Here is an 18,811-nt window from a genome sequence, read left to right on the forward strand (position 1 = left end):
GTAAAACTCGGATTTAAAGAGATGTCATCTCAGTCCAGCGGCGGCACGGGAAGACCGCGCTTGGCATAGAAGGATTCGACGAAGGCGGCCAATTTACCCTGTCCGATAGCCTCGCGCAAACCAGCCATGACCTGCTGATAATGCCGCAAGTTATGGATGGTATTGAGCATACTGCCGAGCATTTCTCCACATTTGTCCAGATGATGCAGGTAGGCCCGGGAGAAGTGTTTGCAGGTGTAACAGTCGCAGCTCGGATCCAGTGGCGAATCGTCGTGCTTGTGCACCGCATTGCGAATCTTGATCACCCCGGTGTCGACAAACAGGTGGCCATTGCGTGCGTTACGCGTCGGCATCACGCAGTCGAACATGTCCACGCCGCGGCGCACGCCCTCTACCAGGTCCTCCGGCTTGCCGACGCCCATCAGGTAGCGTGGCTTGTCGGCCGGCATCTGCGGCGGCAAAAAGTCCAGCACGCGGATCATCTCCTCCTTCGGCTCACCTACCGAAAGACCGCCGATGGCCAGACCGTCGAAGCCGATCTCGCAGAGGCCCTCCAGCGAGCGCATGCGCAACTCTTCATGCATGCCGCCCTGGACGATGCCGAACAGCGCCGCAGTATTTTCACCGTGAGCAGCCTTGGAACGTTTGGCCCAGCGCAGCGACAACTCCATGGAGCGCCTGGCCACGTCGAAGTCCGCCGGATAGGGCGTGCACTCGTCGAAGATCATCACGATGTCCGAGCCCAGGTCTCGCTGAACCTGCATCGACTCTTCCGGCCCCATGAACACCTTGGCGCCGTCGACCGGCGAGGCGAAGTACACGCCCTCTTCCTTGATCTTGCGCATTGCGCCCAGGCTGAACACCTGAAAGCCGCCGGAATCGGTGAGGATCGGCCCCTGCCACTGCATGAAGTCGTGCAGATCGCCGTGCTTCTTGATCACTTCCATGCCCGGGCGCAACCATAGATGGAAGGTATTGCCGAGGATGATCTGCGCGCCGATGCTTTCGACATCACGCGGCAGCATGCCCTTGACCGTGCCGTAGGTACCCACCGGCATGAAGGCAGGGGTCTCAACCACACCACGCGGGAAGGTCAGACGACCACGACGGGCCTTGCCGTCGGTGGCCAGCAACTCGAAGGACATGCGACAGGTGCGCGACATACTCAAACCTCGGGCCCGCGCGCGGCGGGATTACGGGTGATGAACATGGCATCACCATAACTGAAGAAGCGATAACCTTCGGCCACAGCCTCACGATAGGCCGCCATGGTTTCGGGATAACCGGCGAACGCCGACACCAGCATCAGCAGCGTAGACTCCGGCAGATGGAAGTTGGTCACCAGCGCATCGACCACATGAAAGGGCCGGCCCGGATAGAGAAAGATGTCGGTGTCGCCACTGAATGCCTTCAACTCGCCATCACGCGCCGCACTTTCCAGCGAGCGCACGCTGGTGGTACCGACAGCGATAACCCGTCCGCCGCGGGCACGACAGGCGGCTACGGCATCGACCACTTCCTGGCTCACCTCCAGCCATTCGCTGTGCATGTGGTGATCCTCGATACGCTCGACCCGCACCGGCTGGAAGGTGCCGGCCCCCACATGCAGGGTAACGAAGGCGGTTTCCACCCCCTTGGCGCGGATGGAGGCAAGCAGCGCCTCATCGAAGTGCAGACCGGCAGTAGGCGCGGCCACTGCTCCGGCCTTTTCGGCATAAACGGTCTGATAACGTTCGCGATCCGACTCGTCATCCGGACGGTCTATATAGGGCGGCAGAGGCATATGCCCGACACGTTCGAGCAGCGGCAACACGGGCTCAGCAAAGCACAGCTCGAAGAGCGCACCGTGACGCGCCAGCATCTCGGCTTCCCCTCCCCCTTCGATGAAAATCTGCGAACCCGGCTTGGGCGACTTGCTTGAGCGCACATGGGCCAGCACCCGATGTTGATCGAGCACACGCTCCACCAGTATTTCCAGCTTGCCGCCAGAGGCTTTCTGGCCGAACAGTCGCGCCGGAATCACCCGGGTATTGTTGAACACCATCAGGTCGCCCGGATGCAGCTGCTCAAGCAGGTCGGCAAAGCGCCCATGACGACGTTCGCCGGTCTTCCCGTCAAGCAGTAGAAGACGGCTGGCCCGACGCTCAGCCAGGGGGTGCCGGGCAATCAGCGATTCGGGAAGATCAAAGTGAAAATCGGCAACACGCATGAATGAGGCAGCTGTTGTGCAGGGCGGCAAAGCTTACCGGAATTCCCATGAACTGACCACGCGCGACAATTGACCGGATCAGAGCTCCCCCCTATACTGCGCCGCCATCGTGCCCCGGTGGCGGAATCGGTAGACGCGGCGGATTCAAAATCCGTTTTCGAAAGGAGTGGGAGTTCGAGTCTCCCCCGGGGCACCACGAAACAAACGAAAGGCCTTGATCATCAAGGCCTTTTTCGTGCCCGGCACATTTTGCACATTGCCTCTCTGCAGGCGGTCATCCTGCGGTTCCGCCCCTTCTGCTTGCCCCTCCCTGGAACGAGCGGATCGATTGTTGCAAACAGGTTGCAGCCCCCCCCTGTGTTAATCACCGAAGCCCGCATGAGCGCTGGCCGGAAAGCGCATCAGCGGGGGTTGGCAATTGCGTAAAAGTTAGCGTAGAGTGGCCCAACTGTTTGCATGGGTCGCCGTGAATCGTGACTCTGGTGCAGCAGATCATCAAGATCCGCTACATCCCGTTCGACTTCTATTACTCCTTGCAACCAGTTTCAGCCCTTCGGCAAGTAGGCTGGAGGCTGTCATCAACTCTAGTTTCAAGGAAAAAGACATGTCGAATCGTCAGAACGGTACCGTCAAGTGGTTTAACGACGAGAAAGGTTTTGGTTTTATCACTCCCGAGAGCGGTCCGGATCTGTTCGTGCACTTCCGCGCGATCGAAGGCAACGGCTTCAAGAGCCTGAAAGAAGGCCAGAAAGTCAGCTTCATCGCCGTGCAAGGTCAGAAAGGCATGCAGGCCGACCAGGTTCAGATCCTGGGCTAATCGCCGCCATTCTGAAAACCCCTGATTTTTATCAGGGGTTTTTTATGCCCGCAGAAAAGTCGCCGTTAGAATAGGCGCTTCATCGTCACAGCGAGTCCATCATGCCGAAACACCAGCTACGCCCGGCAGGCGATTTTCCTGCTGCCGGACTGTTCCGCCGCCTGGCTGCCATGTTCTACGACTTCCTGCTCTGTGTGGCTTTGATCATGGTAATCACGCTGATCTACCAGCAGGGCATCCTGCGCCTGATTCACGGCGGCGATACCCTGCTGGCGATGTCCGAGGCAGGTGCGCTGGACAATGACCCGGTACTGGCCAGCCTGCTACTGCTGAGCCTGTTTGCCTTCTTCGCCAAGTTCTGGACGCATAATGGTCAAACGCTGGGCATGCAGGTATGGGGGCTGCGCGTGCAGAACACCGACGGCAGCGCTCTCGACCTCTGGCAGGCCCTGTTACGCTTCGTGGTCGCCATAGGCTCCTGGCTGTTTGCCGGCCTGGGCTTTCTCTGGATGCTGTGGGATCGGCGTAAGCGCACCTGGCATGACATCTACTCCGACAGCATCGTCGTGCAACTGCCGAAGAACGTTCACAAGAAGTAAACCGCAGCGCTCCGTACGCCTGGCGAGGATTCCATTCCGGATCAGCGCGGGCGAACGGCGAAGCGCCGCCGATACTCGCCAGGAGACAAGCCGACCAGACGCATGAACACCTTGCGAAAGGCGCTTGTGTCGCGATAGCCCACCTGCCAGGCGATCTGATCGATGCTGTCGCGACTGAATTCCAGCAGCTCTCTAGCCCGGGTAACCCGCACCTGCTGGCAGTACTCCGTAGGCCGCAAGCCGGTAGCCGCACGAAAGCGCCGCAGAAAGGTACGCTCTCCCAGACCAACTTTGGCCGCCATTTCTGCCAGGCTAGCCTCGGCCAGCGCTGCCCCCTGCAGCCAGTGCTGAACACTCAGCACCGCCGCATCACCATGGTCGAAACTGGGCAAGAAACTGCTGAACTGGCGCTGCGACTGTCGATTCAGATCCACCACCAGATAACGCGCGGTTTCCGCCGAAATGGTTGGTCCGAGCAGACGCGTTACCAGCGCCAGTCCGAGATCCGTCCAGGCCATCAGACCGCCAGCAGTGATCAGATCGCCATCATCGATCACCATGCGCTCGGGCAGTAGCCGCACACGAGGATGCCGTTGCGCCAGCTCGGTTGCCAGCGCCCAATGAGTCGTCACCGTGCGCCCATCCAGCAAACCTGCTTCGGCCAGGGGAAAGGCGCCAGCACAGACCGAAGCCAGCGTCACGCCAGATCGGTGCAAACGCTGCAGCCAGAGTCCGTAGCAGGACGGCAGACGATAGTCACTATTAGTTTCCAGGCTGGGCGGCACAATCACTACCTGTGGCAGCGCCTCGCCATCAAGCCCCGAATCCCCCTGAACACGTCGCAGGCTGCCCGCCTCGTCAGCCTGCCAGTGACTGGTGCACAGTCGCTGCAGCCCTTCGCGCCCCTGTCTAGCAGCCATGCGATTGGCCACCTCAAACAGATCTTCCAACCCGTAGACGGCAGCACGCTGCACGCCGGGATACAGCAACAGACCAATCTCAAGGCAATGCCCGCTCATTGTCAGTTTTTCCCCGCAAATTGTCAGCCACGCCCATCCCGGCAAGCGCTCCAGGGCGCTATGGTGGGCGCCAATTTCATCCCATGGAGACTCTCATGAGCAAGCGTGCCCTAATCCTGATCGATATCCAGAACGACTATTTCAGCGCCGGCAAATGGCCGTTGCACGAAATGGAGGCCGCCGCCGCCAATGCCGCACGTATCCTCCACGCAGCTCGCCGAGAAGGCGATCGGGTAATCCACGTGCGTCATGAATTCCAGAGCGAAGACGCGCCTTTCTTCACTCCGGGCTCCGAGGGCGCTCGCCTGCATGCCAGTGTTCAGCCACTGGAGAGCGAGCCGGTAGTGCTCAAGCATAAAGTCAATGCCTTCCTCGATACGGAATTGAAATCCCTGCTGGATGAAGCAGGCATCGAGCAGGTGACACTGGTCGGCGCCATGAGCCACATGTGTATCGATGCCGCCGCCCGCGCCAGTAGCGACCTCGGTTATGCCACCACGGTAGTACACGATGCCTGTGCGACCCGCGACCAGGAGTTCGGCGGCCAGGTGATTGCAGCGCCGCAAGTACACGCCGCCTACATGGCCTCGCTGGCCTTCGCCTACGCCAAGCTGCTGTCCACCGAACAGTACCTGGCCGGCTGATCAGCCAGCGCCAAAACGCGCCAGCTGCATCTCGCGCAGCCGGCTTAAGGTGCGGCGGAAAGGAAATTCGAGGTAGCCCTGGGTGTACAGATCTTCCAGCGCGACCTCGGCCTGAATGTACAGCGGTACGCGCCGGTCATAGCACTCATCGACAAGGGCAATGAAGCGGCGCACCGCATCGTCATGAGGTGCCAGAGCTGGCAACTGGCGATCCCCCGCATCGACCCGCCGAACACCATCTTCGGTGCCGCGGGCGATACGCCCTTCACGCTGCGCACCACCAAGACGCGGCACCTCGTCCAGCAGGATGGCCGGGAAACGCTCGCATAATTCGATAAAGTCGGGAGCCGCCAGTGGCTGTTCGCAAAGGTCGGCAAAACGGCACCACAGCGCCGCATCACTGAAGCCCCGGATCTCGATACGGCGCCGGGCAAGTTCAAGTACGCCGCGACTCACTTCGCGCCCGTCATTCAGATGAGCAAAGAGCTCGCCTAGCGCCGCCGGCTGCCGCACCCAGTAGCGAGGCGCCTGCAACCCCGGGTGTAACCGGTGATCCTGCTCGCCATCTACCGCCACCACCTGCATGTGCTGCTGCAGTGCGGCTATGGCCGGCAGAAAGCGTTCACGGTTGTAGCCTCCGGCATACAACTGTTCCGGCGGCTGGTTGGACGTCGCCACCAGTACCACGCCCTGCGCCACAACCCGACTGAGCAGCGGCCCAAGCAACATGGCGTCGCCGATATCGCTGACGAACAGCTCGTCGAAGCACAGCACACGCAGCTCGCGACCCAGCTCTTCGGCCAGCAGGCGCAGTGGATCCGGATTGCCACTGAGCTGGAACTGTCGCCGATGCACCCACTGCATGAAGTGGTGAAAGTGCTGGCGGCGCGCTGGTACACGCAGCGTTCCGTAGAAACTGTCCATCAACCAGGTCTTGCCACGTCCTACCGGCCCCCAGAGGTAGATACCCTGTGTCCGCTCGCCACGCTGGATGGCTGTGTGACAGCGTTGCAGTGCTTCCACGGCCTGCTGCTGCGCCACATCAGCGACAAAGCCGCTGGTCAGCGCAAGCTCGTAGGCAGCACGCGGATCCGCTGGCTGCTGTGTCGTCAACGCAACACCAGTCGACCGTCGTCGAACTGCCGGGGCCAGTCGCGCCGGGTGAACACCTGTCCCTGCTCGCGCAGCCGACGCACCTGGTCCAGATCAAGATCGCAAACCAGCCAGTGGCTGCGCGACGGGCACAACTCCATACTCTCGGCAACAATACCGCTGGGCGGCATACCGTAGTCTGACGGTACATACAGTGAGGCGCGGCCATAGCCTTCATCCAGCGAGGGCGACCAGGGCGCCAGACCAACCGTGGGCGAATGCAGCACGGCAATCTGGTTTTCCAGAGCCCGGGCCTGAGCGCCAATGCGCACTCGGTGAAATCCGGCCACCGTATCGGTGCAGCTCGGCGCCAGGATCAAGTCCGCTCCGGCATCGGCCAGGGTCCGCGCCAACAACGGAAATTCGTTGTCGTAGCAGATCAGGATGCCCAGCTTGCCCAGCGGCGTGTCGAACACCTTGAGGCCGTTGCCAGCAGCGATGTGCCACTGCTCCAGCTCGAAGCGGGTCATGATCAGTTTGTCCTGGCTGCCCAGGCAGCCGTCCGGGCCAAACAGCCAGGCGCGGTTGCGATAGCAGCCGTCCTCATCGAGCACCGCCACCGAGCCTGGTTGCAAATGGATAGCGAGACGTCGGGCAAGCTCTTCACACAGTTCCAGCCAGCGCGGCAGTAGCGGCTGAATGCCGGCGATGGAGGCATGCAGATCCGCACGTTCGTTTTCCGGCAACTGGCCAGTCAGTACCAGTCCGGCGTATTCCGGCAACAACAGCAACTCGGCACCGAGCCCGGCGGCCTCCTCACACAGGGCCGTAAGATGGCTGGCGTAAGCCTCCCAGGTAGTGAACAGATCGATGTGATACTGACAGGCGGCAACCTTGATCACGGGGCAAGCTCCTTCAACCAGAAAGACATGGGCTTGGCTGATTCCTCGACTTCGTCCAGGTCACGCCAGTGATAGTGAGTGTGCAATTCCGGGTGGTGGCGATAACCGCGCCGCTGCCAGAATTCGTTCAGCGGCCGGTAGCCGGCCGGCCGCCGCGGGTGATCGGCCGGACGCTCGACGGCACAGAAGGCACACCAGTCGAAACGCCCCAGGCGCCGGGCATGGGCCTCGCGCTCGGCAAAGAAGCGCACGCCCAGGCCCAGGCCACGCCAGGCCGGCAACACCACCGACTCGGCGCAGTAGAAAATCCGCTCAATATCCCAGCCGGCAGCAACGAAGGGCTGCTGGAATTCGCTGGTTTCATTGGCCAGCGGCAGCGCGGTGGAGGCGCCTACAACCTGCCCATCATCACGCACCAGCACGCACAGACTGTCGGCGCTGCGCAGATAGGTGGCCAGGTACTGGGCTTCGTAAGCGTGGCTGCCCTCGTAGAGATAGGGAAACTCGCGGAACACATTGATGCGCAGCCGCGCCAGATCATCAATGTAGGGCGCTATCTCGGGCCCCCGGAGCAACTGAATGTCCATAAGGAGTCGTTCGCCAACAGCAGGTTGACGCCGGCAGCTATGCCGGCGAAGTGCGGCGAACTTATCATGTTCGCCAGCCAAACCACTAACCTACCAACGAAAGGAGTTTGCCCATGACCGCCACCGAACTGGTTCAGGCCTACTACGCTGCTTTCAATGCCGGCGACATGGCCGCTTTCCTCGACCTGCTGGCCGAGGATGTGGTGCACGACATCAACCAGGGTGAGCGCCAGACCGGCAAGGCCGCCTTTGCCAGCTTCATGGAAAAGATGAACCGCTGCTACCGCGAGCGCCTTACCGATATCGTGGTAATGCAGACCGCCGACGGCAGCCGAGCCGCCGCCGAGTTCGTGGTCAACGGCGAGTACCTGGCCGACGACGAGGGCCTGCCGCCAGCCAGCGGCCAGAAGTACGTACTGCCGGCCGGCGCCTTCTTCGAAATCAAGGACGGCAAGGTGACGCGCATCAGCAACTACTACAACCTCAACGACTGGATCGCCCAGGTCTGCTGAAGTCCCGGCAGCCGGCGACAGAATGAAAAAGGCCATCCCCGGGATGGCCTTTTTCGTTGCAGCGAGTCGATCAGCTGTTGCGGATCAGGTGATCGAAGGCAGAGAGCGACGCCTTGGCACCTTCGCCTACGGCGATAACGATCTGCTTGTACGGCACGGTGGTCACATCACCGGCGGCGAACACGCCGGGGATGTTGGTCTGGCCCTTGGCATCGACCACGATCTCGCCGAAGCGGTTCAGCTCCACGGTGCCCTTCAGCCAGTCGCTGTTGGGCAGCAGGCCAATCTGCACGAAGATGCCTTCCAGCTCGACGGTGTGCAGCTGCTCAGTGGTGCGGTCCTTGTAGACCAGCCCGGTGACCTTCTGACCGTCGCCCTTGACCTCGGTGGTCTGCGCGCTCCTGATCACGGTGACGTTGGGCAGGCTGTTCAGCTTGTTCTGCAGCACCTGGTCGGCACGCAGAGTGTCGGCAAACTCCAGCAGGGTCACGTGAGCCACGATACCAGCCAGGTCGATGGCCGCTTCGACGCCGGAGTTGCCGCCGCCGATCACCGCCACGCGCTTGCCCTTGAACAGCGGGCCGTCGCAGTGCGGGCAGAAGCACACGCCCTTGGCCTTGTATTCCTGCTCGCCCGGCACGCCCATTTCACGCCAGCGGGCACCGGTGGAGAGGATCACGGTCTTGGCCTTGAGGCTGGCGCCGTTGTCGAACTTCACTTCGTGCAGGCCGCCTTCGCTGCTGGCCGGAACCAGGGCCGAGGCGCGCTGCAGGTTCATGATGTCAACTTCGTATTCACGCACGTGCTCTTCCAGGGCGCGGGCCAGTTTCGGGCCTTCGGTTTCCTTGATCGAGATGAAGTTCTCGATGGCCATGGTATCGAGCACCTGGCCGCCGAAGCGCTCGGCCGCCACGCCGGTACGGATACCCTTGCGTGCGGCATAGATGGCCGCTGCGGCGCCGGCCGGGCCACCGCCGACCACCAGCACGTCGAAGGCTTCCTTGGCGTTCATCTTCTCGGCATCACGGCTGCCGGCCTTGGTGTCGATCTTGGCAAGGATTTCCTTCACTTCCATGCGGCCGTTGGCGAAGGGTTCACCATTCAGGTAGACGCTGGGCACCGCCATTACCTGACGACTCTCGACCTCTTCCTGGAACAGCGCTCCGTCGATCGAGACGTTGCGGATGTTCGGGTTGAGCACCGCCATCAGGTTCAACGCCTGGACCACGTCCGGGCAGTTCTGGCAGGACAGCGAGAAGTAGGTCTCGAACTCGTACTTGCCTTCAATGGACTTGATCTGCTCGATGGTCTCGGCGTCCAGCTTGGACGGGTGACCACCGACCTGCAGCAGGGCCAGTACCAACGAGGTGAACTCGTGGCCCATGGGGATACCGGCAAAGGTGATGCCGATATCGGCTCCCGGACGAACCAGAGAGAAGGACGGACGGCGGGCGTCAGTGCCGTCGGTCTTGAGGGTGATCTTGTCGGTCAGGCTTACGATGTCGGTAAGCAGGCCGAGCAGTTCCTTGGATTTTTCGCCGTCATCGAGGGAAGCAACGATCTCGAACGGCAGGCTGACCCGCTCCAGGTAGGCCTTCAATTGGTCTTTAAGGTTGGCGTCCAACATGACGGTGAATCCTCTAACGAATAGCGAATTTCAGGCAAAAAAACGCCCGGACGGATTGCGCCCGGGCGTTCGGGCACTTGTGGCTGGATTGCAGCCAGCGAAGCGCGGGGCCGAGCGGGGGCTTGCGCCCCCAGGCAGATCTTAGATCTTGCCGACCAGGTCCAGGGACGGAGCCAGAGTCTTCTCGCCTTCTTTCCACTTGGCCGGGCAGACTTCGCCCGGGTTGGCGGCGGTGTACTGGGCGGCCTTCAGCTTGCGCAGGGTCTCGGAAACGTCACGAGCGATTTCGTTGGAGTGAATTTCCAGAGTCTTGATCACGCCTTCCGGGTTGATGATGAAGGTGCCGCGCAGCGCCAGGCCTTCTTCGTCAATGTGTACGTCGAAAGCGCGGGTCAACTGGTGGGTCGGGTCACCGATCAGCGGGAACTGAGCCTTACCCACGGCCGGCGAAGTTTCATGCCAGACTTTGTGGGAGAAGTGGGTGTCGGTGGTGACGATGTACACCTCAGCACCGGCCTTCTGGAACTCGGCGTAGTTGTTGGCGGCGTCTTCGATCTCGGTCGGGCAGTTGAAGGTGAAGGCTGCCGGCATGAAGATCAGAACCGACCACTTGCCCTTCAGGCTCTGCTCGGTCACTTCGATGAACTGACCGTTATGGAAGGCGTTGACCTTGAACGGCTGAACCTGAGTATTGATGAGGGACATTTCTGACTCCTTCTGGTTTTCTACGAGGGTTTAAATCGACGGGACCTATATTAACGCCCCACCGAGAAAAAGCTTATTGATTAGTGGAATCATATCGATTGAATCCACTAATCGATCGCGACATTCGGATGATCGACATTGGTGCCCCTGCCTCAGGCCAGAGAGGCATCGATCACCAGCGCCAGTTTACCCGCCACCTTATTGCTGGCGAGCATTTCGAAAGCCTGCTCGCAATCCTTGACCGCAAAACTGCGCTCCAGTTGCGGCTTCAGCCGGCATTCGGCAAACAGCGACCAGACCTGTCGGTGCAACTCGTGTAGCAGCTCCGCCTTGAAGCGATCATCCCGGTTGCGCAGGGTCGAGCCGATCAGTTGCAGACGCTTGCCCAGCACCTTCGCCAGATCCAGCTGAGCCTCACGGCCGCCCATCAGTCCGATGTTGATCCAGCGACCATCGCGCGCCAACAGGTCGAGATTCAGTTGAGCATAGCGACCGCCAACCGGGTCGAGAATCACGTCAAATGGACCGAAATCGTTCAAACCATCCAGATTCTCGCTGCGCACCACGCCGCCCTGCGCCCCGTGTTCCACGCAATAGGCCAGTCGCTCGGCCGAACCGACACTGACCCAGCAGGGATTACCAAAAGCCTTGCACAGCTGGATCGCGGCCGTGCCGACGCCACTGGCACCGGCATGCAGCAACACCTTCTCGCCGGGACGCAGTCCGCCTAGCTGGAACAGATTGAGCCAGGCCGTGGCATAAACTTCCGGCAGCACTGCTGCCTCGACCAGGCCAAGCCCTTCGGGTACCGGCAAGGCATGCCGCGCATCCAGCACCACCTCTTCGGCCATACCGCCACCAGCCAGCAGGCAGCAGACCCGATCGCCCACCTGCCAGGCACTACCGGCGCCCACCTCACTCACGACTCCTGCACATTCCAGCCCCAGAGCCAGACTGGCGCCCGGCGGTGGCGGATACAGCCCAGCCAGTTGCAGCAGATCGGCCCGATTAAGACCCGCAGCCGCCACCTGAACGCGAATTTGACCTGCATCGCAGGCCTGCGTCGTTTGCTCCAGCCACTGCGGCCGCCCTTCGACGCCTTGCAATGCCTTCATAGTGCCTCCATAGTGCAAGTGTACATGCCCGTCGCATCTTCCCGGGCTACCGCAAGCGCCAACGGAACCTGGCGCCCTCAACTACGGCCTAATATGCGTTATCACCTGCCCTTACGTCGAATCAGCATGAAGCGCTCCCTCGCAAGCACCGCCCTCGCCCTTGTCCTTGGCTTCAGCGCCCTGCCGCTAGCGGCCAAGAGTTCTTCCGCCGCCACATGGGACTATCTGCAGCCGGATCGCGAGCAGGTGATTGCCAGTCTCAACGTGGTGGAACTGCTCAAACGTCACCACTACAACAAGCCTCCGCTCAACGACGAGCGTTCGGTTCAGATCTACGACAACTATCTGAAACTGCTCGATCCGGCCCGTCTGTACTTCACCAGCGCAGACATCACCGAGTTCGCCCAGTGGCGCACCCGTTTCGATGACCTGCTCAAGAGCGGTAACCTCGAACCCGGCTTTGCCATCTACCGGCGCTACCTCACCCGCCTGCAGGAGCGTCTGGATTACGCCCTGGCCGAACTCGACAAGGGTGTTGGAACGATCGATTTCAGCATCGACGAAAGCCTGCAGATCGACCGCGAGGACGCGCCTTGGGCAAAGGATCGCGCCGAACTTGACGAGCTCTGGCGCAAGCGTGTCAAGGACGAGGTACTGCGCCTGAAGATCGCCGGCAAGGAAACTGCCGATATCCAGGAGCTGCTGACCAAGCGCTACCGCAACCAGCTCAAGCGCCTGCAGCAGACTCGTGGCGAGGACGTGTTCCAGACCTATATCAATGCCTTTGCCACCACCTATGATCCACATACCACCTACTTGTCGCTGGATAACGCAGAAAACTTCGATATCAACATGAGCCTGTCGCTCGAAGGTATTGGAGCGGTGCTGCAAAGTGACAACGAGCACGTCAAGGTGGTGCGCCTGGTGCCGGCCGGCCCTGCGGAGAAGAGCAAGCAGATCGCACCTGCCGACAAGATCATTGGCGTCGCCCAGGGTAACGGTGAGCTGGTGGACGTAATCGGCTGGCGCCTGGACGAAGTGGTCAAGCTGATTCGCGGCCCGAAGGGTTCCACCGTGCGCCTGGAAGTCATTCCGGCAAGTAACCCGCCGGGCGACCAGACCAGCAAGGTGGTAACTATCGTCCGCGAGGCAGTAAAACTGGAAGAGCAGGCCGCGAAGAAAAAGGTGCTGCAACTGAGTCATCAGGGGCGCGACTACAAGCTCGGAGTCATCGAGCTACCGGCCTTCTACCTAGACTTCAAGGCCTACCGTGCCGGCGATCCGGATTACAAGAGCACCACCCGCGATGTAAAACGCCTGCTTGATGAACTGCAAGCCGAGAAGGTCGACGGCGTGGTCATCGACCTGCGCAACAACGGCGGTGGTTCCCTGCAGGAAGCCACCGAACTGACCAGCCTGTTCATCGAGCAGGGTCCCACCGTACTGGTGCGCAACGCCGACGGGCGCGTCGACGTACTGGCCGATGAAAACAAGGGCGTCTACTACGCCGGCCCGCTGGCAGTGCTGGTCAACCGTCTGTCGGCCTCCGCTTCGGAGATCTTTGCCGGCGCCATGCAGGACTATCACCGCGCCCTGATTCTCGGCGGCCAGACCTTCGGCAAGGGTACTGTGCAGACCATACAGCCGCTCAACCATGGCGAACTGAAGCTGACCCTGGCCAAGTTCTACCGCGTTTCCGGGCAGAGCACCCAGCACCAGGGGGTAATTCCGGACATCCTCTATCCGGATGTCATGGACACCAGCGACATCGGCGAAAGCGCCCTGCCGGCTGCTTTGCCCTGGGACAGCATCCGTCCGGCGATCCGGCCCGAGCTGGATCCGATCCGCCCGTTCCTTGACCAGCTCAAGGCTCGCCATGCACAGCGTACAGCCGAAGATCCGGACTTCGTGTATACCCGCGAGCGGCTGGCACTGACCAAGAAGCTGATGGCTGAAACCACTGTCAGCCTCAACGAGCAGACCCGCCGCACCCGCCAGGCGGAAATCGAGGCCAAGCAACTGGCGCTGGAAAACAACCGGCGCCAGGCCAAGGGCGAAGAACCGCTCAAGGAACTGGAAAGGGAAGACGAGGACAGCCTGCCGCTGACCGAGGACAAAAGCAGCCCCGAGGATGATGCCTATCTCGCCGAGTCAGGGCGCATCCTGCTCGACTATCTGGGGTTGAACCCCTCGCTGGCGCTGCATTGAGACGCCTCAACCAACGTCATCAAAACGTCATCGAGCTGTCGTGAAATGCAAGGGCCGGTTAAACACCGGCCCTTTCGTTTCCGCCAGATCGAGACCACCATGACCGTCACCGAGCAGTTGAGCGCACTGGGCAACATCCTCGCTCACGGCGACCTCAGCAGCCTGTTCCAGCCTATCGTCTCGCTTTCCGAACAGCGCATTCTCGGCTACGAGGCACTGACTCGCGGCCCGTCCAACAGCCCGCTGCATTCACCGCTGACACTGTTCGCCGTGGCTCGCCATGCGGGTCGCCTCAGCGAGCTGGAAATGGCCTGCCGCAAGAGCGCCTGCAGAGGCTTCAGTGATCTGGGCCTGGAAGGCAAGCTGTTTCTCAACGTCTCGCCGGAGTCGCTGCTCGACCCCAGCCACCAGCCCGGGCGCACCCTGAAGCTGCTGCAAACCTTCGGCATCCCGCCCAGCCAGGTGGTGATTGAGCTCACCGAACAATCGCCCACCGAAGACTTCGCCCTGCTCGACAACGCGCTGCACCACTATCGTGCCATGGGCTTTTCCATCGCCCTGGATGATCTGGGTGCCGGCTACTCCAGCCTGCGTCTGTGGTCGGAACTACGCCCGGACTACGTGAAGATTGATCGTCATTTCATCGACGGCATCCACCAGGATGCGGTCAAACGCGAGTTCGTCGGCTCCATCCTGAAAATGGCCGAAGCCTCGCGCGCCCAGGTGATCGCCGAAGGCATCGAGCTGCCCGAAGAGCTGGCGGTGCTGGCGGAGATGGGTGTCGATCTGGTGCAGGGCTATCTGCTCAGTCGACCGCAGGAAAAGCCGCCGCGCGATGCGCGTCAGTTGCTGCCTCGGATACCAGGTAACCAGACCACCCTCAACGAAGACAGCCATGACCTGAGCCCTCTGCTCAACGAACAGATCGCCGTCGACCAGCACACTGCCATCGCCGAGGTGCTGGAGGTCTTTCGCGCCCAGGCCAATCTCAATTCACTGGCCGTACTGGACAACCAGCACCAGCCGGTCGGTATCGTTCATCGCCACTCGCTGTCCGAGGCGCTGCTCAAACCCTTCGCCACTGACCTGTTCGCGCGCAAGCCGATCAGCCGCCTGATGAGCCGGGACTTTCTCGCCGTAGAGCTGACGCAGTCACTGCAAAAGGTCAGCCGCCTGCTTACCAGCCGCGCACGCCAACGTATCGAGGAAGACTTCATCATCATCCAGCACGGCCGCTACCTGGGCCTGGGCCGGGTGATCGACGTACTCAAGCTGATCACCGAGCAGAAGCTGCAGCAGGCACGCCACGCCAACCCACTGACTCTGCTGCCAGGTAACGTACCGATTCAGCAGTGCCTGAGCCGCTTGCTGCAGCAGCAACGTGAAGCGGCGGTGTGTTACGTCGACATCGACAGCTTCAAGCCCTTCAACGATCTCTACGGCTACGCCAAGGGCGACGAGGTACTGCTGTGCCTGGCGCAATGCCTGAACGAGCGGATCGACCCGGCGCGCGACTTCGTCGGGCATATCGGTGGTGACGATTTCATGCTGGTACTGGGCTCGAACGACTGGCGCGACAAGCTTGGCAGGCTGTTCGAGGATTTCCAGAATCAGTGTCGGCGCTTCTATCGCGATGAGCACCTGCAAGCCGGCTGTTTCATTGCCCACAACCGCAACGGGCAACGTCAGGAATATGCGCTGCTGTCACTGTCGATCGGCGTGGTGCATGTGAAAGCTGAAGATTGCGCGCAGCTCGATGCCTCACGCCTGGCCGAAATGGCTTCCGAAGCCAAGCGTCAGGCCAAGGCCGTGCCCGGTTACAGCTTGCATATCCTCGCAGGCTCAGCGGCCTGAATCGGCCATGCTGGCATAGCGTTCGGCAGCCTGCGCATCAGCCTCCAGGCCGGGCCCGCCCTCACGATATAGCTGACTGAGGCGACGAGCGGCCAGCGGATGGCCAGCCGCCAGCGCCATCTCCCACCAGCGCACGGCCTGCATGGCATCCGCCGCCTGGCGGGTATCCCCCTGCAGCGCCTGCACGCCCAACTGATAGGCAGCCTTGCTATCGCCGCCGTTGGCGGCCAGGCGCAACAGCCTCAGCCCCTCCTCACGCGCGCCAAGCCCCTGGCCGCGAAACAGCAGAATATGGCCATAGAAACTCTGCGCCGGTACATCGCCCAGGTTGGCCATGCGTCCGTACTGCCCCTGCATCCACTGCCACAGACTCGGCTGGCGTAACGCCCACGCCCAGTGGAACAGACGCCGGGCAAGCCAGTAGCCCAGGCGGGCACGTAGTTTCCAAAGCAGTCTAGACATCGGCGGGATACTCGAATTCGAACACTCGCGCCACTTCTGCCGCATGCCATGAGGCTGCGGCCAGTCCATCGGATGCCCCTGCAAAACGTCCCAGGCGGGTCACACAATCAAAAAAACCGGTACGTGGCAGACGGCTGGCACTCTGGCTGATAACCAGTGCGCTGCGCAGTGGACGATCCGCTTGTGCATCCAGCGCGGCCAGGTATTCCAGCGCGCTTGTCAGTGTCTGCATCGCCGGTGCCGGCAAATCGAGCCGCTCGATCAGTGCGCGGTAGGTAACCAGATGCTTCTGCCGGCGGGCATCGTCCAGTTCGCCAAGCAGAGCCTGCCAGTTCTGACGACTGATGCGCGCACTCAAATCCATCCCTCCAGCCCCAGCTCCCAGGCCAGCGAGCGCAGAATGGCCGTATCAGGCTGACGCTCGCCCTGCTCGATCATGGCCAGGTAATGAGGGCTGATGCCGACACTGCGGGCCAGTTCCTGCTGCGACAGGCCGCGCGCCTCGCGCAGGCCTCGCAGCTCCGTCAAAGCGGCACGAGGCGCTGCCGGGGCCGCAGCGGATACTGGCGCTGAAGCGGCTTCCTCAGATCCGGCAGCACGCAACAGGGCCTGGTAATCAGCCCAGGGCAACACGGCATATTCCGGCTCGCCATCGCGGGTTATGACCTGTACAGTCATGAAGCTCTCCTTATCACACAACACTCCGGGAATGCTCGTTGCCTCCCCTGTCTGAGGCCATCTTAACAGGCGCATGCTCTGCCGATCGTCCCGGTACGCACGACTGGCTCAGCGGGGCTCATCTGTCGACACCGGCAACTGCTCGATACGCTCCAGTTGCTCGGGAGCTTGCCGTTCACGCCAGGCCCGGAACGCGTCCAGCTCGCCCTGCCAGGTCCGCATCAGCCAGGCCAGCACCGCCAGGTCATCAAGAAAGCCAACCCCCAGCAGCCAGTCAGGGATTACGTCCAGCGGTGTCACGAAGTACACCAGCGCAGCCACCACCATTAGCATCGTCCGGCTGCTGATCTGACGGTACTCCCCCTTCATCCAGGCCAGGCAGAGCGCTCGCAGCAAAGCCAGGTCAGTCTTCAGCGAGGCGAAACGCCCTCCTTCCGGCGTACGCTTGCCGGCCAGCGAATGCAGCAGTTCAGACAACCGTCCTTCGCGCAGAAGGCGAGCCGCTATCGGTAGGTAACGCACCAGTTTCCAAGGGATTTTCATCGGCTTTCCTCGACAGCTCAATCAGCACCGGGGCTCACATCGCTTATCCACCGAAGCTGTGGATAAATCTGTGAAAAGCGATTAGACAAGCCTATCAAACGCCCGTGCCATGGGCCTTTCCGACAGATCGCGCACTTTTTATACAGACGCAAAAAAATCAAATAAATCAATAACTTGAAGATTTTAATGGCATCTGCATGGTGCTTATTCAAAGGTGACGGTAAATCTGCGAGAAATGTGCATAAGCGTAACACTCGCCATGCATGGGAGCATGTAGAAACGACAACGCCCCGTCTGTACGGGGCGTTGCTGAACACTTATGAGATGTTACTCCTCGGCGGCAGCCTGATCCTTGATGCCAATCAGCTCCAGGTCGAACACCAGCACCGAATTGGCCGGGATCGCCGGAGTTGGACTCTGCTCGCCATAAGCCAGTTCACTGGGGATATACAGCTTGTATTTCTCACCCACATGCATCAGTTGCAGGCCCTCTACCCAGCCGGGGATCACACCACCGACCGGCAAATCGATGGGAGTACCGCGAGCCACCGAGCTGTCGAACACTGTACCATCGGTCAGCTTGCCTTCGTAGTGAACGGTCACCACATCACTTTCCTTGGGCTGAGGGCCGTCGGCCTTCTTCAACACTTCGTACTGCAGGCCGGACTCGGTAGTGACCACCCCTTCACGCTTGCCATTCTCCTCAAGGAACTTGCGTCCAGCTTCGGCCGCAGCCTTGTTCAGCTCAGCCATGCGTTCTTCGGCACGGTTCTGCAGGAAGGTAAAGGCTTCGAACAACTCCTCGTCCTTGATACGAGGTTCGCGCTTGGCCAGCGCATCCTCAATACCCTGGGCGACAGCCTTGGAATCCAGATCGTCCATCCCTTCCTCAGAGAGACTGCGGCCCATGTTCAGGCCGATGCCGTAGGAGGCCTTCTGTGCCGGGCTCTTGAATTCGACTTCCTGCGCCGTGTTCTTGAGCTCGGCCTCGCTGGTTGGCGTGTCGCAACCAGAGAGCACCAGGCCGACCAGGGCAACTGCCGCCGCCAAACGATGCTGTTTCATGCTTGTTCCTTGTAGATGCGCCCGAAGGCCGTCGAGTGAAAGCGCGAGCTTAGCAGTCGAACCCGCTCACTGGCTACGCCATAGGAGGTTGAACGATGCGCACAAGTTCAAGCAAAACAAGGATTTTTGAGCATTTAGGACGAATGTCCAAGGAATGTCACAGGAGGGGATGA

The 18,811-nt window shown here is 61.0% G+C and carries 20 protein-coding genes and 1 tRNA gene; 7 read left to right on the forward strand and 14 right to left on the reverse strand.

The features are described from left to right. Positions 1–29: 29 nt before the first annotated feature. A complete protein-coding gene (gene tgt / locus NCCP436_RS04115; RefSeq protein ID WP_220802908.1) occupies positions 30–1,145 on the reverse strand; it encodes a tRNA guanosine(34) transglycosylase Tgt in 1,116 nt (371 codons plus the stop codon). A 20-nt stretch (positions 1,146–1,165) separates the two neighbouring features. Beyond that, entirely contained in the window at positions 1,166–2,209 is a 1,044-nt protein-coding gene (queA, locus tag NCCP436_RS04120; RefSeq protein WP_220802533.1) for a tRNA preQ1(34) S-adenosylmethionine ribosyltransferase-isomerase QueA, read from the reverse strand. A gap of 111 nt (positions 2,210–2,320) precedes the next feature. Between queA and NCCP436_RS04125 the strand changes: the two genes are divergently transcribed. From NCCP436_RS04125 to NCCP436_RS04135, 3 genes are all read left to right on the forward strand, one after another. Beyond that, a tRNA-Leu gene (locus NCCP436_RS04125) sits at positions 2,321–2,405 on the forward strand. A gap of 408 nt (positions 2,406–2,813) precedes the next feature. Beyond that, the gene (locus NCCP436_RS04130) at positions 2,814–3,026 is read left to right on the forward strand and encodes a cold-shock protein (protein ID WP_003246255.1); all 213 of its coding nucleotides are present in this window, start codon (positions 2,814–2,816) and stop codon (positions 3,024–3,026) included. A gap of 101 nt (positions 3,027–3,127) precedes the next feature. Continuing rightward, a complete protein-coding gene (locus tag NCCP436_RS04135) occupies positions 3,128–3,625 on the forward strand; it encodes an RDD family protein (RefSeq protein WP_220802534.1) in 498 nt (165 codons plus the stop codon). A gap of 41 nt (positions 3,626–3,666) precedes the next feature. Here NCCP436_RS04135 and NCCP436_RS04140 read toward each other — a convergent pair whose 3' ends face one another. Further along, the gene (locus tag NCCP436_RS04140) at positions 3,667–4,644 is read right to left on the reverse strand and encodes a GlxA family transcriptional regulator (RefSeq protein WP_220802535.1); all 978 of its coding nucleotides are present in this window, start codon (positions 4,642–4,644) and stop codon (positions 3,667–3,669) included. Positions 4,645–4,739: 95 nt separating this feature from the next. On the opposite strand from NCCP436_RS04140, the gene NCCP436_RS04145 reads away from it, so the two are divergent. Continuing rightward, entirely contained in the window at positions 4,740–5,288 is a 549-nt protein-coding gene (locus NCCP436_RS04145; RefSeq protein WP_220802536.1) for a cysteine hydrolase family protein, read from the forward strand. Here NCCP436_RS04145 and zapE read toward each other — a convergent pair whose 3' ends face one another. Genes zapE through NCCP436_RS04160 form a run of 3 tightly spaced genes read right to left on the reverse strand, consistent with a single transcriptional unit; the run spans position 5,289 to position 7,869 of the window. After that, positions 5,289–6,401, reverse strand: coding sequence for a cell division protein ZapE (gene zapE, locus NCCP436_RS04150; protein ID WP_220802537.1), 1,113 nt, complete (start codon positions 6,399–6,401; stop codon positions 5,289–5,291). Beyond that, positions 6,398–7,282 (reverse strand): carbon-nitrogen hydrolase family protein, encoded by an 885-nt coding sequence (locus NCCP436_RS04155; RefSeq protein WP_220802538.1) that lies wholly within the window; start codon positions 7,280–7,282, stop codon positions 6,398–6,400. Before NCCP436_RS04155 ends, zapE begins: the two co-directional genes overlap by 4 nt. Further along, positions 7,279–7,869: a GNAT family N-acetyltransferase gene (locus NCCP436_RS04160; protein ID WP_220802539.1), complete on the reverse strand. Its 591-nt coding sequence runs from the start codon at positions 7,867–7,869 to the stop codon at positions 7,279–7,281. The genes NCCP436_RS04155 and NCCP436_RS04160 overlap by 4 nt, the downstream gene beginning before the upstream one ends. 113 nt (positions 7,870–7,982) lie before the next feature. On the opposite strand from NCCP436_RS04160, the gene NCCP436_RS04165 reads away from it, so the two are divergent. Further along, the gene (locus tag NCCP436_RS04165) at positions 7,983–8,381 is read left to right on the forward strand and encodes a nuclear transport factor 2 family protein (protein WP_220802540.1); all 399 of its coding nucleotides are present in this window, start codon (positions 7,983–7,985) and stop codon (positions 8,379–8,381) included. A 70-nt stretch (positions 8,382–8,451) separates the two neighbouring features. Here the strand turns inward: NCCP436_RS04165 and ahpF are convergent, their stop codons facing one another. The 3 genes from ahpF to NCCP436_RS04180 all read right to left on the reverse strand — a co-directional run bounded on the left by ahpF (position 8,452) and on the right by NCCP436_RS04180 (position 11,828). Beyond that, positions 8,452–10,008: an alkyl hydroperoxide reductase subunit F gene (gene ahpF / locus NCCP436_RS04170; protein WP_220802541.1), complete on the reverse strand. Its 1,557-nt coding sequence runs from the start codon at positions 10,006–10,008 to the stop codon at positions 8,452–8,454. A 141-nt stretch (positions 10,009–10,149) separates the two neighbouring features. Beyond that, the gene (gene ahpC / locus NCCP436_RS04175; RefSeq protein WP_220802542.1) at positions 10,150–10,713 is read right to left on the reverse strand and encodes an alkyl hydroperoxide reductase subunit C; all 564 of its coding nucleotides are present in this window, start codon (positions 10,711–10,713) and stop codon (positions 10,150–10,152) included. A gap of 152 nt (positions 10,714–10,865) precedes the next feature. Next, positions 10,866–11,828 carry a zinc-binding dehydrogenase gene (locus NCCP436_RS04180; RefSeq protein ID WP_220802543.1) on the reverse strand — a complete coding sequence of 321 codons (963 nt, stop codon included), beginning with the start codon at positions 11,826–11,828 and terminating at the stop codon, positions 10,866–10,868. Between the two features lie 126 nt (positions 11,829–11,954). Between NCCP436_RS04180 and NCCP436_RS04185 the strand changes: the two genes are divergently transcribed. Next, on the forward strand, positions 11,955–14,036 hold the full coding sequence (locus NCCP436_RS04185) for a carboxy terminal-processing peptidase (RefSeq protein ID WP_220802544.1): 2,082 nt from the start codon (positions 11,955–11,957) through the stop codon (positions 14,034–14,036). A 99-nt stretch (positions 14,037–14,135) separates the two neighbouring features. Beyond that, positions 14,136–15,890: a bifunctional diguanylate cyclase/phosphodiesterase gene (locus NCCP436_RS04190; protein ID WP_220802545.1), complete on the forward strand. Its 1,755-nt coding sequence runs from the start codon at positions 14,136–14,138 to the stop codon at positions 15,888–15,890. Here NCCP436_RS04190 and NCCP436_RS04195 read toward each other — a convergent pair. The 5 genes from NCCP436_RS04195 to NCCP436_RS04215 all read right to left on the reverse strand — a co-directional run bounded on the left by NCCP436_RS04195 (position 15,879) and on the right by NCCP436_RS04215 (position 18,638). Beyond that, positions 15,879–16,352, reverse strand: a complete 474-nt coding sequence (locus tag NCCP436_RS04195; protein ID WP_220802546.1) for a sel1 repeat family protein — start codon at positions 16,350–16,352, stop codon at positions 15,879–15,881. The genes NCCP436_RS04190 and NCCP436_RS04195 overlap by 12 nt on opposite strands. Next, complete coding sequence (locus NCCP436_RS04200) at positions 16,345–16,710, reverse strand: hypothetical protein (protein WP_220802547.1); 366 nt, start codon at positions 16,708–16,710, stop codon at positions 16,345–16,347. Before NCCP436_RS04200 ends, NCCP436_RS04195 begins: the two co-directional genes overlap by 8 nt. After that, positions 16,707–17,030, reverse strand: a complete 324-nt coding sequence (locus NCCP436_RS04205) for a helix-turn-helix domain-containing protein (protein WP_220802548.1) — start codon at positions 17,028–17,030, stop codon at positions 16,707–16,709. Before NCCP436_RS04205 ends, NCCP436_RS04200 begins: the two co-directional genes overlap by 4 nt. A gap of 108 nt (positions 17,031–17,138) precedes the next feature. Then, positions 17,139–17,573: a YkvA family protein gene (locus tag NCCP436_RS04210; protein WP_220802549.1), complete on the reverse strand. Its 435-nt coding sequence runs from the start codon at positions 17,571–17,573 to the stop codon at positions 17,139–17,141. A 327-nt stretch (positions 17,574–17,900) separates the two neighbouring features. After that, positions 17,901–18,638 (reverse strand): FKBP-type peptidyl-prolyl cis-trans isomerase, encoded by a 738-nt coding sequence (locus NCCP436_RS04215; protein WP_220802550.1) that lies wholly within the window; start codon positions 18,636–18,638, stop codon positions 17,901–17,903. Positions 18,639–18,811: the final 173 nt, after the last annotated feature.

Origin of the sequence: Pseudomonas sp. NCCP-436, from assembly GCF_019656335.1 — a bacterium.
Classification (GTDB): domain Bacteria; phylum Pseudomonadota; class Gammaproteobacteria; order Pseudomonadales; family Pseudomonadaceae; genus Aquipseudomonas.